General features: G+C 42.0%; 7 protein-coding genes. All 7 read right to left on the minus strand.

What is annotated here, in order from left to right; translation table 11 throughout:
- Positions 1–107: 107 nt before the first annotated feature.
- Entirely contained in the window at positions 108–2,615 is a 2,508-nt protein-coding gene (locus tag K6V30_RS09355) for a hypothetical protein (protein ID WP_029425323.1), read from the minus strand.
- A 143-nt stretch (positions 2,616–2,758) separates the two neighbouring features.
- The gene (locus K6V30_RS09360; RefSeq protein WP_074759413.1) at positions 2,759–4,402 is read right to left on the minus strand and encodes a hypothetical protein; all 1,644 of its coding nucleotides are present in this window, start codon (positions 4,400–4,402) and stop codon (positions 2,759–2,761) included.
- A 5-nt stretch (positions 4,403–4,407) separates the two neighbouring features.
- A complete protein-coding gene (locus K6V30_RS09365; protein ID WP_022302221.1) occupies positions 4,408–7,536 on the minus strand; it encodes a SusC/RagA family TonB-linked outer membrane protein in 3,129 nt (1,042 codons plus the stop codon).
- Between the two features lie 17 nt (positions 7,537–7,553).
- Positions 7,554–9,236 (minus strand): fasciclin domain-containing protein, encoded by a 1,683-nt coding sequence (locus K6V30_RS09370; RefSeq protein WP_010536753.1) that lies wholly within the window; start codon positions 9,234–9,236, stop codon positions 7,554–7,556.
- A gap of 8 nt (positions 9,237–9,244) precedes the next feature.
- Positions 9,245–11,014 carry a fasciclin domain-containing protein gene (locus K6V30_RS09375; protein WP_070101286.1) on the minus strand — a complete coding sequence of 590 codons (1,770 nt, stop codon included), beginning with the start codon at positions 11,012–11,014 and terminating at the stop codon, positions 9,245–9,247.
- A 10-nt stretch (positions 11,015–11,024) separates the two neighbouring features.
- Positions 11,025–12,587, minus strand: coding sequence for a RagB/SusD family nutrient uptake outer membrane protein (locus tag K6V30_RS09380; protein WP_010536755.1), 1,563 nt, complete (start codon positions 12,585–12,587; stop codon positions 11,025–11,027).
- Between the two features lie 12 nt (positions 12,588–12,599).
- Complete coding sequence (locus K6V30_RS09385) at positions 12,600–15,878, minus strand: SusC/RagA family TonB-linked outer membrane protein (RefSeq protein WP_022302223.1); 3,279 nt, start codon at positions 15,876–15,878, stop codon at positions 12,600–12,602.
- Position 15,879 lies beyond the last annotated feature (1 nt).

The raw sequence follows: 15,879 nt of genomic DNA on the forward strand, positions 1-15,879 counted from the left end.
ATCAGTTTCCTTTTCATCTTGTGATATTGGGGATGCGCATAGAGAAAAAGGAATTCTGATGATGAAATATAATATGATAACTAAATGTTTATTTAGCATGAGTCTCTTTACTCTTTTGTTATAATTGGTATCCCACTGTCACTCAGTCCTTCCGCACTGATCTTCATCCGCCTACACGTAGTATTATTATAGAAACTAATTTGCGCTTTGCCTTGACTGTCGGTTTTTACTTCCGGATTCCAATACAGGGTACGGCGAAAATCAATGTCACCGGGTACACTATTGCTATGATCTATGTGATAGAACCTTTTCACCTGAGAATAACCATCATAAAAAGTGTGGCGGATTCCTTTCTGATAACCGTCGTGTAAACCGTCATTGTATGGATGGACCATGATGATGACAGGGGTGTGGAGTAGTGAAGCTACTGTTGGCAAGTCTATATCAGACGGAGATGCGGCTTCTATTCCCTCTTCTTTGATTTTCTTGACAGCCCACAGTTGTGCATACTGATCATAAAGAGTTATTTGCCGGATATTCTCAATGGGCATCTGTTCTGGTGGTAGCCCCCTTGCAGGGTAGCGTGTTGATCCTTTTTGGATATCGAAGAAGTAAACAATGTCTTTGCCGGCATATTGATAAGGACCGTCTGCACTATCTTTTCTAAGGTGGGGTATATTGTTCTCCATATATTCTCCTAAAGTACCGGGATAATTTTTTCCCGAGTCCATTAGTTTGTTGACATCCTTTTCCACATCATAAACAAATTCCGGAGATATTTCTTTTCTTATTCGCTGCTTTTTAATGATAACTTGCGGCAGATATTGCATCTCATCAACAGAATGTTGTTTTAAGCTATCCTCAAACTCGTCAGAGAACACTGTAACCGTATCTTTCACCAGTAAATCGGGGTAGGAGTAGCTGCGTGGAACAGGGCTGAAATGGCGGTCCAGCATGATCCGGCAATGCTTTAGCTTTTTCTTTTCTGTGACGGACAGGCTGAGTTGCCATTTCCCTTCAAGTTTGACACTATCCGGTAACATAAAGTAGAAATGTCCGCCAGCATCTGTTTGGCAGTGGCTGTGAAAACTTGCATTATCTTTATTCATCCAGAAGATGACATCTGCGTATGCTTTTGACTTGTTCCTCAGTAGCTCCATTATTTTACCGTTTATCGGAAGAGCTTGTTCAATATAATGTTTTACCCTGAAAGGTGATACATCTGCCATCGTCTGCCAGTCATAGCGACACCACCCCTGAACCATCATCAGTAAATCCAGCTTCATGCGGGTGGCGCGGTCGTCCTTCTCAAAATATTGCATAGGATTGGCCACATATCCTTTTATATCGGAAGAAAGTAACAGATCGGTTAATATGTTATCCTGGTACGAAGTGTAAATCTCCGTACCGGCATCGCGTACAGAAAGAGAAAAAGAACTTTCAACGGGATTTCCGATGGAATCGTTCAAGGAAAGAAACATGTTTACCTTTTCGAGAGGTACATAAGTCTGTTTCTCTGTTTGAGCAGATAGCCGGTAATACGTTAAAGGACGAGTGTTGAACGACAGGCGTTCGGCAAGGATATTTCCTTTTTTATCATATAATGTAAACTGTATGCAACCTGCCGGAAGCCGGGATTTGGGTAACCGGAAAACATAGGGGGCGTCTGCCAGCCTCATGGCTTCTACTGCATAGACTGTGCCACGACAAGATACGGATACCGCTATGGTGTCACGGGGGAGGACGGAGGATTTGGATATCTCTATCTGGTATGATTCTTCGTTAGTATCATTGATACGCATCACGTATCCTGCCGGGAGGATATCTGAGAAATTAAAGTCATATTGTTTGCCTTCATGTTCGACTATTACTTTGTAAGAGGTTGTTTCCGGCAATAGCTCAAAGAATCCCATACCTTGATGATAGGTCGAAAGGAAGGAAACTGAATTGCCTGATGAATTGTAGACGGCACCTGTTATTTGGAGGTCTTCTCCTTTTGCTCCCCATGCTTTAAAGCCGATACGGGAAGCGATTCCGACTACTGCATTGCCGCCTTCCGGGAAGAAAGCCAGATTTACTTTTCCTCCTTTCTTTTCTTTTTTGCGTTCGTTCTTCACTCCAAAGCCGCTGTCCATTGCTTTTTCTGCATAGTTACCGTCCGTTTCCGGTTCATCATAAACAGGGAAAACGCGGGAGAATATACAGTCGTCTCCAAAGTTTAGCATCCCTCGTGTGTACGCACGAACCTCATAAAAACCACTCCGGTAAATCCTTTTCAGTGGAAATTCACCATGACATTGACCGTTCTCTATCATGAGTTTTCGGTTGGCTATCACTTCTCCCTGTGGGGTCAGAAGTTCAACATGCAGTACTTTGCTTAGTGGGCTGAAGCGGTGTTGCTCAGCTAAAACGGTATATGCTTTGAACCAGATGGTATCGCCCAGAAAGTAGCCGGTATTATCAAAATGAAGGTATACTTTTTCCTGAGGATTGCGTTTGTTGAATTGGTTGATTTCTTTTATATAGTCAGACAAGACTTTTGCCGGTTGGGATTGGGCAACTAAAGGCAACACTAATAAATGTGTCAGTAATAGTAAAACAGCTGATTTTTTCATATTTCAATCGTATTAGTGTTCGTCTTCTCTCTGACTGCTTCCGGTGTTTGTATTAGATTCTTGTAGTCAGCTTGCTTTATAGAGACTATTGTCAGTTGACGCTTTTCCGGGAAAAGTATCAACTGACAATAGCTGAATTTTAATTAATGAGTAGAAGAGGTGCTGTCGATATCCCAATGGACGAAGTAGTCGCCACTTTCAATCTTTGCACGTACTTTTGCGGCTATTGCTGCATTTTCTTCGCTGTATTTGGAACAAACTAAATCTGAGATGATAGTGGGGTCATTGTAACGTTTTGCCATACGTATCATTACCGGAAGGGTTTTACCTTCACAGGGCATCTCCAGACAGATTTCTTTCAGGAGTTCGATGTCATTATGACGCTCGTTGCCCGGTTCCTTTTTCATGTCACGGCATAGTAGACCTTTACTTGTATCAGATGCTCCCCATGTGCCACGGATACCGGTATCCGCATAGGTATGTGTAACGGCACCGCCTACACGTGTCCAGTCATTGGTGAATCCGGGATAAGTGACTCCTCCGTCCGGATAATAGCTGCTCACTCCTTCGTTCATCAATACATATCTCTCTTCCGAACGTTCGGGAAGGTGGTTGAATGCTTCGATCAGCATGAAATAAAGTTCCACATTGCGATAAATGTAAATAAAGTTATCGGCAGCATAGCTCCATTTCTGCATTCTCCAGTTTCCATATGAGTCTTGGCTGAAATGAGAATTGAACCGTCCGTCACGAGAATCTTCCGAAGTAAAAGCATTCGGGTTAAAGTCTTTGTCAGAATACCGGGCTATACCCAATTCTGATGGTCTCAGAATAGGAGCGGAGTAAAGATTCTGCTTGGTTGCATTCGTCTGGTTTTTCTTGTACTCATAAGTGATTACCGAAACAGTTGCCGATCCGTAAGGATTATCTCCTCTGAATATTTTCGAATATGCGTTGTGGTAGTTAGATTGGCACATCCATTTGGTATAAGTAGAAGAGGAGGCGAATGCTTCATTCATTTTAGGCAGAACCAGGTCCACCACATCTTGCCATCTTCCCTGCCACAAAGCGAGTTCGGCAGACAGTGCAAAATACTCCGGAGTCATAAGATCCCAAAATGTGTAGTCACCTGCTGAAAGTGAACTGTCTGAGGCGATCCATTCTGTCCATGGCATAGTATGATTTCCGTCGATTCCGTCAAAACCTGTCTTCAGATATTCCACACATTTGGCTATTGTCTGGTCTAAATTCAGTTTGGGGTATTGGGAATAATCTTTCATTTCGTACATGGGATCATCAAACCAGACTACTTCATTATAGATTTTCGCCATTGTGAAATAGACCCATGCTTTTACTCTTACAGTGCTGGCAACCAATCCTTTGTAGTGCTCCATGTCGATGCTGTACAAATGTGCCTGCTTGAATTCGTAGATTTTCTGCAGGTAATCGTTGCATGAGATGATCAAATCATAGTATTTGGCCGGATCGGCATATGTGTTGCCTGTCAGATCCGATTCATAATTGGACAGTGCATACATGTCGACATCTCTGTCGGTAGGGATCAGCATTTCAGCCCGGGAATCAGTCAGATAAATGGCTTTGTCGCCAATAGCCTGCATCTTCGTTGCGACTCCCAGAAAGCCTGCATACATTTCGCTGGCTTCTTTTATATAGTCATCTCCTTTCAGCATTGTGTTGTTCTCCGGTTCAAAGAAATCGGAGCAGGCACTAAGACCCATCATGGCTATACCACACAACATGCTTTTTAATAGTATATTCTTTTTCATTGTCGTTAGAATTTCAAATTAACACCAAATTTTACAGATTTCGGTTGTACCATCTTTGCATAATCCAGTCCTTGAGATGTTTCGCCGTACGAGTAAGAGAATTCCGGGTCCAGTCCCAGGTATTTTGTTGCTGTCAAAAGGTTCTCGCCTGATACATACAATGTGCCTGAACGGAAGAAATTAAGTACGGTCTTGTCAAAACTATAGCTCAAAGTCACGCTTTTCATGCGGAGATAAGAAGCATCTTCCAGCCATCTTTCAGAGAATGAAGTACTGCGATAAGGGTCGTTGTGCTGTACACGTGGCATATTGGTCACTTGTCCGTCCAAAGACCAGCGATTCAATACGGCGATACTTTGGTTGCCTAATGTATTCATACCTTCCAGTTGATTGCGTACGGCATTGTAGGCCATGTTGCCTTTGGAGTAGCTGAACTCAGCACCGAGTGCGAATCCTTTGTATTTGAACTGAGTATAGAAGCCTCCGAAGAAATCGGGAGCTGCACTTCCCAAAGCTACACGGTCTTTGCTGTCAATTCTATGGTCTCCGTTCTGGTCTACATAATGCATATCCCCGCCTCGGAAATAGTTACCGTTGTCTGCCATCAGACTGGCCGCATCAGCTTCTGCCTGAGTGGAGAACACGCCTGCTACCTGATAGCCGTAGAACTGATAAGGCGACTTTCCGACTTCTGTGATCCAGTTGCCATTGATGATTCTTTCTTCACCACCCAAAGAAGTGATTTTATCATCGTAATGGGCGATATTACCACCTATAATCCATTCGAAATCACGGGTACGAACCAATGAGGCTTGTACGGAGAGTTCAACTCCCTTGTTATCCATCTTACCGACATTCGCATAATAAGGTGCGGAACCGTATATAGATGATGTCGGTTGCATACAGATCATATCACTGATCTTGTTATTGTAATAATCGAAACTCACATTTAAGCGGTTGCGGAACAATGACAGATCCAGTCCCAAATTGAGAGAAGCATTCTTTTCCGGCTTTAAATGAGTGTTCGGTACATTGACACGTGCAATGGCGGAAATATCCTGATAAGCGGCTGATGAATAGTAGAACGTACCCATATTGCTTGCAAAGCGGGTGTTACCGGTCAGACCATATTCAGCGCGTACATTTAGCTTGTTGATCCATTCTGAATTTTGCAGAGGTTTCCAGCCCTTGCCCAGCCAGACTAATCCTACCGACGGATATACATAGAACCGGTTGGCGCTTGTACCTGTAGATGAGGCTCCGTCTACTGATACATTGACAGAAGCCTGTACCAGATTATTGTAGGTATAATCAGCATGTCCGTAATAGCTCATCCAGTTCCATTTGTTAACATAACCGTAGAAACGGCGTCCGTCAGCCTGTGTGTTACCCAGTGTCTGATAAAAGTCATTGTCTGTGTTACGTCCTTCACCCACATCGAATTCGTTCTTGGTTGTCAGAATCTGTGCACCGGCGATTGCATTCAACTGGTGAATGCGATTGAACATTTTTGAATAACGTGCATTCAGATTCAGATACAGGTTGCTGGTTTCGCCCACACCGGAACGAACCATGTTGTTGGCTGTACCATAAGTGTCGGATATCGGAACGATGGTTTTGTCTGTCAATCCGGGGATAAACATAGCTTCATTGTCATAATTGTAGTACATTCCTATCATTCCTGTGAATACCAGTCCCGGTAGCGGGGTATAGTTTACACCTGCTCTCAGATTTAAATCGTATTGACGATTATGTGCGTCTAAGGTATTGACGATAGCTAATGGATTGCTTATCGCAAAATCCATGGTGGTACATTTACCGAAATAGTAAGGTGAATAAGTACTTAATATATTTCCGTCTTTATCCTTGTTGTATGGACTGAGTACCGGTGATTGCGCATAAGCTGCCAGAATCGGGTTGGTCTTGATGTTCATGCCTTGTTCCTGGAAATGGCCGTTCATATAAGCAAATCCGATGGTAGCAAAGATATCCACTTTCTTGCTTACGAGGATATTACCATTCAACTGAGTATGGAAACGTTCTGTACTGGTGCTTTCATATAAACCGTTTTCTTTGGAATAACCTAACGAAAGGTCATATTTTGCGATTTCGTCACCACCTTCCACGCGGAAAAGGTGATCTGTCGCATAACCGGTATTGTACATCAAATCCTGCCAGTCAGTCTGATTATTATAGGTGTTGAGGTATAATGGATTATTAGGGTCCTTCAGGAAAGGAAAGTTGCTATAGAATTTATCCATATCACTATAATATGTCATACCTGCATCCGTCAGATAGTTCAAATAATCTTTCCCGGCCAACAAAGGAATGCGTTTGTCACTCCAGGTAACGCCATACTGTCCGTAGTAGCTTACCTTCGTTTCCATATCGTTGGAGCTGGCACCATCTGTCTGGATCAGAATAACTCCGTTCGATCCCATTGAACCATACATAGCGGCTTCCGCACCTTTCAGCACTGTAATGTTCTGAATATCATTAATATTGTATGCCTGAAAAATATCACGGGTCAGACCTCCGATTATCGGTGATTCGTTTTTGTCCGGCAAGTAAGGTACACCATTGACTACGATCAATGGCGCATTGTCACCTGTCAGTGAACGGATACCCCGGAGGTTATAATAACTGCCTTCACCCGGCATACCACTGCCGCGTTTTACTTGTAAGCCTGCTACTTGTCCTGCCAAAGCCCGGTCAATCTTAGAGCTTCCCAAAAGAAAATCTTTTTTGGTAATATTTGTTGCAGTAGTATAATCGGAAATTTCCGTATTATCTCCCCGGAAGGGCAATACAACTTGCTCGTTGTGCTTATACTGGTTGTCTGAAATCATCATGATCACCACTTCCGTTCTTCCGTTCAGCAACTGCCGAACGGGAAGGTAACCGGGTGCCCAAACCGATATCACTCCGGATTTGTCTCTTAATTTAAAAGTGAACTCTCCATCGGCTTTGGTAGTTGCATTCAAGGTATCTTGTACAGACACTACAGCATCTGCTATAGGTTTATTAGTGGCAGAGATGATCTTACCTGTCAGTTTGTAGTTTTTCTGTCCGTACATGCAAGTTGCAAACAACAATGGCAATGCAACCGCAAGTATTCTTTTTATATTTTTCATATCGTTCCTTATCTAGATTAATAACAGTTTGCAGTCGGGCGGATGCACCAATGGTTCGGAGTAAAGGCTGTTCCTCCATTGTGCCTTGCCACGAACTTCAGATGAAGTTCCACAGGTTCATCTCCTTCGATTGTAAAGACACCGACTTCTCCACCGTCTCTGTCATATTTATTGTTCAGACTGGATGGGTAGAACTCCGGTGCACCTCCGCCACCTCGGTCATTACTATAGCTGCTCCATTTGGACCTGACTATTGTTCCCACCAGCTTATCATTAATATAAATATCACAATCATTTTTCATGTTCGCATTTTTGCCGACACCAAAATGGAAAGTATATTCGCCGGGAGGAATGATGTAAGGTTCGGCATCATACGTATTGTCGCTGTGCAAATCAAATTTGAAGGCGGTGAAATCCAGAATTGTCTCCAGATTATTTGCATCCTGACGTACAAACCATACATATTCATTACTGATTTCCGGCCATCCGTATCCCGGAGTCCATGCTTTAACATCGGTACGTGTAGGTCCGCCGGTTCCGTACGGAGCTAAGTTGGTACATGCAAAATATTTGTCCTTATCATCCTGGCTCATGTATTTGAACCATTTGAAAAGATCCTTAAAACGCCATATCAGCACGTCTTTTTGTGGCAGTTTCAGAGAAGTGACATAATAAGCTATACCATTGCTCATTCTCACAGGATTATCGAGGTCTACCTTATTGACTGTAGTTCTCCACTGTTTACCAAAAGCGGAAGTCAAGTCCGGTTTTTGCGGATTGCCGAAAGCTTCGGCGTCATATTCCACATCTTTGAAAAACATGGCCTGAAAACACCAGTTTTCCAAAATTGAATCCGGACGCTCCAAGTTCCACTTTTTAAGTTTCGCTTTCCCTTCATCCAATGCTTTCTTGATCAATTCGTCAGATGGAATAAGCATTGTTATCTTTTTGCTTTCAGATGCCAAATCCAAGCCTTTATCCAGGAAATAAGGGTTCTTCACCGTAAAGACAGAATCATAAACCGTATTACCGGATTCATCTACTCCAATGCTAAGGCTGTTATTCTTATCAAAGATCTTTATGTTTCTTGAAAGAACCGCATTTTTAAAGATGGAATATTCGTCTGATAATCCTTCCAGAGTTTCCAGCAAAGATTTAGGAGTAACAATGACATTGTCTAATTCATAAACATATCCATTGTTTACCTTCACTACTTTTTTAACTTTACAGTTACTGTTGAAAATAATTTCTTGTGATCCGCTATCTTCTGATACCATCTTGTTGATCATCACATATTTTCCGTTCCACATCATCAGACGCTGACCGTCTTCGATGGTATTAGGTGAAAGGGAGGCGGTCGTTATATGGCTTTTTGCCATATAAACTTTCTCTTCGTCTATGCCGTCATCCGAACTTTTCGTTGCGGTCATGAGTGCATTGTCAACCACAAAAAGAGTGTAAGATACTCCGGCAGCTTCCATCTCCTTAAAGACTCCTGTCTCTTTGAATAAATTGCATATGGAGCTGTATGACTGCTGTGACTCTAAATATTCAATGGCCGGCGCATCGACAATAGTCATTTCTTCATTGTTGATGATAGCTGCCTGTTTATTGTAATGGTTATCCCATTCGTCCGTACAGGAAGACATCAATCCTCCCCATATGATTGCAGCGGATAAGATATATTTATATGCTTTCATAATCTGATTCAATTTATTGGTTCAAACAAAATATAATCAACTTGGATACGGAAGTCTTTTGAAATACTGGCTGCCGGATCATTCAAAGTGATTCTCATTGTATATTCCTTCATATCAGGGATTTCTACAACATCGTATAGAACGGTGTCAAATAGCCCCATAGTTACCAAATAATTACCATTAGCATCTTTGTCGTCCGGAAGACTGGAATATAAAAGACGTGATACGGAACCGGCTTTCTCCATTTCAGTGAATTCGACATCTATTTGCCCTCCGTTACTTCCACTACCGTAGGAACGGAAATTCTTCATACTGTTTGCGTAAAAATAGCGTAAAGTCACTTTATATTTTCCGGGAATCATAACAGGAGACTTCATTTCTACCCATCCTTTATACCCCAATGAAACAGTCAGTAAATCACCATGCAGGAATCTTCTGGTTTTATCTTGGTTATCATAGTTTGAATTACTGCGCAGGGTTCTATAGGCTAAATTGCCAAAATTACTTTCAGGCATTCCTTGAGAACCTACTTTATATTCATAGCATGATAGTTTTGCATCTTTCAGTTCTGTCGACGGTTCCGTCTTTGCATCTATCTCTTGCTGGAAAATCTGACCGTCTGCTCCGTTGGAACCGATATAGTTGGCTACTTCCGGATAATCGGCCAAATCCCAGTAAAGAATAAATGGTTTAAGGTCTTTGCAAACAGGAAGTAAGCCTTCCAGTTGCTGTATATAACCGTTCTTGGTCTGATAGTCGCAATCACTTTCACGGAAAACAGCTTTCATTTCACTGCCACCATCGTAATTCAGGTAATAGTTGCCATCTGCTTCTTTGGATATTTTGATTGCTGCATTTTCGCAGGCAGTTCCCCATATCTTACAAGTTGCTACTGTATCTACGTCAAATTTCTTCAGATTGTCTACTTTATAACGTCCGTTCAGGATATGATAAGCTGCATAGCGGTTCAACGCATTGTTCTTATTTTCATAGTCTTCTCCGGCTCCCAGTTTCTTCACCAGGTCGTCACAGGAAGAAATCCCTTCACGCTGGAAAACATCATCGGGTACTCCCAATATGGTATAATTCCGGCGTACTTCCTGTTTGGTGCCATCGGGCATCGTGATGGTATCGGCAATTATATTCAATGTATCGTGCCATCCGGTTCGTTTCAAGGCTTCTGCAAGAATATTATTCTTATTGTTCTCGAAAAATTTCTGATAGACACTTTCGACCATCGGGCGCATGACATCGTCCAATACATAAACAAAACCATTGGAAGTATGTATAGCCAGTTCCTTCACATGGGCTTCTCCATTCATATACATGGAGTTGAATCCCCCTTCGGAGGCATCGTCTGCATTAAAGGTTACTTCCAGTATATCATTGGACAGCGTCTTGTCTTCCAGCTCTCCGCCTTTGGAGAATTCTTCCAATGTGATCGTGTCATTTACCAGATGGTATTGTACCAGCTGTCTTACATAGACTTTTCCCAGTTCTTCTACTGAGGAGACTTTCTTTTCCTGATAAAAAGCTTCCATCGCCTGATTGGTGGGAGCGAACAGCGTTAACTTGGCAGTTGCTTGATTCACTGCATTGTACATATCGGCATATTTCATCACCTTGATCCATTCCGAAAAATCATCAGGACGGGTACTCAGGTAAGATGAAATAGGTTGCATGTTGTACACTGCAAAAGTTTCATCCTTATAAGGATCGTCGCAGGAATAAACGGCAGCGACAATGATCAATATACAAATTCTAATCAAATTCTTCATAGTAATATAATTAATCGGTTACACCTGCATAATACGGGTTTTGAACTAACAATAAATTAGAATCAATTTCACTCTGATTGATTGGCAGATACCAAGCATATTCATTGCTCAATACGGAACGTATCCAAGAAACGTTGGCGGTTGAATTGTATGTTACAATCGTTTCAATGAATGAATCTTTATATCTGTAATTTTTCGTTTTGCCGAAGCGGACTAAGTCATACCATCTTTTCCCCTCTGCGGCAAATTCTATATTACGTTCATGCAGTACAGCTTGCAACATCTCTTCTTCTGTTACAGATTCTGCTGTCAAGTCCAGATCTTTGAGCCGGGCACGGTTACGCACTTTATTGATAATTTCCAATGCTTCTTCGTAATTGGCAGCACCTTTCCAGATCAATGCTTCTGCTTTCATTAATAATATTTCGGTCATACGATAAATGATGTAGTTGGCATCGTCGTTCGGGCGTACCTGACTTAAATCCTGATATTCTGATCCTTTGTACTTCCAGATGCAATATTGTTTTTTATCGGCTGTTCCTGTGGCGTCCAAGTCTGCATAAGCTCCCCACTTTGCACGTACGGAAGCGGTGAGGTCACCGGCACCATTCTCAATGTTCTCATTATATAAATCTTCGCACATTGCTTCTGTATATAAGTATGGAGCGGTAGCGCTGAGTGTGAAGTAATAAGAAGGTGAGGTGCCTTTATTTTCTTCCTGCTGAGCGAAGTTCTTTTCGTCCCAATTTATCTCAAAGATGGATTCGTTACTGTTTCCTTGGGTAAAGATGGTGATCCACTGTTCGGGAACAGCCATGAATACCGGACGGCGTGAAGCTGTAGCGTTAATCAGCTGATTGGCATATTCTATACAGCCGTCATAATCTTCACTCCACAAGCAAACATCTGCCATCAGGGCATACAGTGCCCATTTGGTAGCACGTCCTTTGCTGGCACCTTCCCATTTGTCATCTTCAAAAAACTCTTTAGCTGCTCCGGTATCCAGTGCAGTTTGAATATCTGACTTAATCTGGGCGATTATGTCTTCTTCTGAAGATTTAGCGATATCGTAAGGAGCGGAATCGTCTACATAAGGTTCTGTTACAATAGGAGCTTCCTTAAAGTTACGAACTAAATAGAAATGACACAGACCGCGTAAGAAATAGGCTTCGGATAAATGCGAGTTCATCGTGACTTGCAAATAGGTCTTGTCTTTAGCTTGTACCTCCGGTGCATATTTTATTACAGAATTGGCCATATTCAGTATGTTGTATATGGAGGCCCAACTGCATAAGGCATCAGAAGCTGTAATCTGGAAGTTCTGTAATTTTTGTTTTTTAGTATCACTGTAGGCGTAGATAGAAGCACCTCGCAGTTCTCCCCAATCAACCAGTGTACGGGTACAGGCACGTAAAGAGGAATATCCTGAAGCTAAAACAGCTTCTACATCTTCTTTTGCTTTCCAATAATTAGCTGTTATCTGCTCATTTTTAGGATAAACTTCAAGCCAGTCACTACAACTGCCGCAAAGTAGGCTCCCGAAAGCGAATAAACATATTAATATCTTTTTCATATCTGAATAGTATTAGAAACTCATATTTAAACCGAAAGAAAATCTCTTGGAGACAGGAGTGGTAGCTGTATCTATTGCTAGATTGTCTTTAACAGATACTTCAGGGTCCTGTCCTGTATAGTTAGTCCATGTAAACAAGTTATATCCTGTTACGAATACACTTAATGAATTGACATTGAATTTATTACAGATTTTTCTGGGGAATCCGTAGCTTAATGTCATTGATTTCAGACGTACGAAAGAAGCTTTTTCTACGAAGCGGTCTGATCCCAGATAGTTACGTCCTTCGTTGTATAAGGCGCGCGGTATGTCTGTATTATCCCCTTCATTTTTCCAACGACGAAGTACAGCTTTACTTTGATTGCTGGAACCATACATGGATTCGTTGTTCATACGAGCCATATTGACGATGGATTGGCCAAAACGTCCATGGAAGAAAGCGCTTAGACTTACTTGTTTATATTTGACGGTTACTCCTCCACCTCCGGTGACTAGTGGCTGAGTGTTTCCCAGGTAAACAATATCATATTTATTGATAACACCGTCATGATTAATATCCTCGTACATTGCATCACCCGGATAGCAAAGATATGAACCGTTTTTCATAACAATCGGATTACCTTTCAGGTCATTCATTACATTACCTTCTGCATCACGGGCATAAGTAGCATCTTTATTCTGATAAACGCCCTTATAACGATAACCGAAGAAGGAGCCGATAGGGCGGCCAACTTGTGTGATGTATGCATATTCTCCATTTTTCACTTCATCGGCATTCTTTATACCTTCTGTTACGCCGGACTGCAATTCAGTAATTTTATTCTTGTTACGTGATACATTGAAATAACCGCTTACACGCCAGTCTTTGTTTTCAAAGAATACCAGGTCTGTACGGAATTCCCATCCCTGGTTTCTGGTAGCCCCCGAGTTGAAGTATGCAATATTGGAAAATCCTGTTGTAGAAGGTATTCTGAAGTTTTTGTTTAAGATATCTTCTCTGTCTCTCCAATAGTAATCAAAAGTAAATCTCAAACGGTTATGCAAGAAACCTAAATCAACTCCAATATTGTATTCCTTAAGAGATTCCCATTTTAATTGATCCAATTGCATACGGCTGGGGGCAATGGAAGACATATTCATATAATTATCTCCGGTTGACTTAAATGCACCCATATAAACAGAGTTACCTTTGGGAGGAGTTCCACTTTCTCCATAGCTAAGACGTATTTTGGCCATATCCAGCCATTTTTCTCTTGCAGCAGCGAGGAAAGGTTCGTCCTGAATATTCCAGTTTACACCAAATGCCGGGAAATAACCCATGCGTTGGTTGCGTCCCATTGCCGAACTGCTTTCTATGTTTAATAATGCCTGGAATACATAGCGTCCTAACAAGGTATAGTTGATCATTCCCATTCCTGAAACACTTCGGCCTTCAGATTCTCCGGAACCCATACTCTGTACAGATGTTCCTACTGTAGGATCGGACAGGCCGGAAGAAGCCATTCCGGATGTTTTACTTGCGTAACTGGAACTTGTCGACTGGCTGGTATTCCAACGAAGATTGGTGATCAGGTTGTGCTTGCCGTTCCAGTTTTTCATGAATTGAAGTTTGTTTTCAGTTTGAATAGACAAACTTTCGGACATTCCATCATAAGCCTGATTAGCAAAAGAGTTCATCCAGACGGCACCTGTTACTGATTGCGGCAGGAATTTAGTGTTTTTGGATGTATTCATCTTTATAGATACATAACCACTATAGGTGAAGCCCGGCAATATTTTGTAGTTGGCATCAATGATTGCTCTGGTTTCCCGTTGAAGGGTATTGTTTTTGGATTCTTTTGCCATAGCTACCGGATTGTAGTTAGTAGCACTACTTCCTGTATCATTACTTTTGAAAACGCCTTCCCAGTCTGTGGTTTGACGAGTGAAGTATTGATCCAGCGGAAGATGAGTTGCATCATCAATTACATAAGGTGACTTATTAGGCATCTTTTTGAAGGCTTCGGAACGAACGGTTGTTGCCCAGTTCGCATCTTTGTCAGTCTGAGTATAGGTAACATTGGCGCCAAATCTCAATTTCTTCGAGAAATTGTAATCAATACGCAATGTAGAGTTGAAACGGTCCATGGAAGTACCGATTGTTGTTCCGTCATCGGTTGCATATCCCAAAGAAAGACGATAAGTTGCTCTGTTACCACCTCCGCTCATAGAGAAACTATTATCGGAAGATAAGGCATTCTGACGTACCAAATCCAACCAGTCTGTGTTCTGATGATATTCATCGTAATATTGCCAGTCCGGGTTATCTCCGATTTCCGGTGTGTTGAACAACAAACGCAGATAATTGGAGGCTTGACTTACACCTACATAGTTGGCACTATTCCAGATAGCATCCTGCATCAAGGCAACATATTCGTCACCATTTAACATCGGGATTGTCTTCGGCTCTACTTTAGCAGTCCATTTGGAGGAGAAAGAGAAGCGTGTCTTACCTACTGATCCTTTTTTGGTTGTAATGATCAATACACCATTGGCTCCCTTGGTTCCCCATACGGCTGTAGCCGAGGCATCCTTCAATACTTCTACAGACTCGATGTCATTCGGAGAAATGTTAAGTAAGGCTCCCAGATCTTCTTCATTGGCTGTTGCAAAATCAAAGTCACTGGTATTGCTGTCCGAGTAAGGTACACCGTCAATCACAATCAGAGGGTCAGAGGAGGCATTCAATGTACTGGCACCACGAATGAAAATAGTACTTTTTGCACCGGGGTCACCACTTAATGTGATATCCACACCTCCTAATTGTCCTTGCAAAACCTCTTCGACAGATGTTACAGGCGAAGTGGCTACCAAATCTTCCATATTGATTTTTTGCGTAGCCGAAGTCTGTTCCTTCAAACCTACTCCTAAATCATTACGGTCTTTACGTTCAGCCACAATTTCTACCTGACCTATTGCCTCAGACATAGATTCCATGGTGACATTTAAGGACTTTTGTCCGTTGTACTTTATTCTCTTTGTTTTCATTCCGATATAAGAAAACACGAGAGTCAGGTCTTTCTCTTTTTCAGGAATAGCCAGCTTGTACTGACCGCTCATATTGGTAACAGTACCTCCCAGAGAGCGTTCCTGCGAGTTCATAATATTAATATTAACACCGATCAAAGGTTCTGCACTTTTCCCAATGAGTTCCGTCACATTACCGATGATAATCTGCTGCGTCTGTGCCACTACTTCTCCTACAGTACAAAGAAGTATGACTACAGAAAAATATAATTTTGTTAACTTCATA

Origin of the sequence: Bacteroides faecis, assembly GCF_020091505.1 — a bacterium.
Lineage (GTDB): Bacteria > Bacteroidota > Bacteroidia > Bacteroidales > Bacteroidaceae > Bacteroides > Bacteroides faecis.

Coding starts and splice junctions, on each gene's coding strand:
- K6V30_RS09355 (WP_029425323.1), bottom strand. CDS start 2,615: ATGAAAAAATCAGCTGTTTTACTATTACTGACACATTTATTAGTGTTG.
- K6V30_RS09360 (WP_074759413.1), bottom strand. CDS start 4,402: ATGAAAAAGAATATACTATTAAAAAGCATGTTGTGTGGTATAGCCATG.
- K6V30_RS09365 (WP_022302221.1), bottom strand. CDS start 7,536: ATGAAAAATATAAAAAGAATACTTGCGGTTGCATTGCCATTGTTGTTT.
- K6V30_RS09370 (WP_010536753.1), bottom strand. CDS start 9,236: ATGAAAGCATATAAATATATCTTATCCGCTGCAATCATATGGGGAGGA.
- K6V30_RS09375 (WP_070101286.1), bottom strand. CDS start 11,014: ATGAAGAATTTGATTAGAATTTGTATATTGATCATTGTCGCTGCCGTT.
- K6V30_RS09380 (WP_010536755.1), bottom strand. CDS start 12,587: ATGAAAAAGATATTAATATGTTTATTCGCTTTCGGGAGCCTACTTTGC.
- K6V30_RS09385 (WP_022302223.1), bottom strand. CDS start 15,878: ATGAAGTTAACAAAATTATATTTTTCTGTAGTCATACTTCTTTGTACT.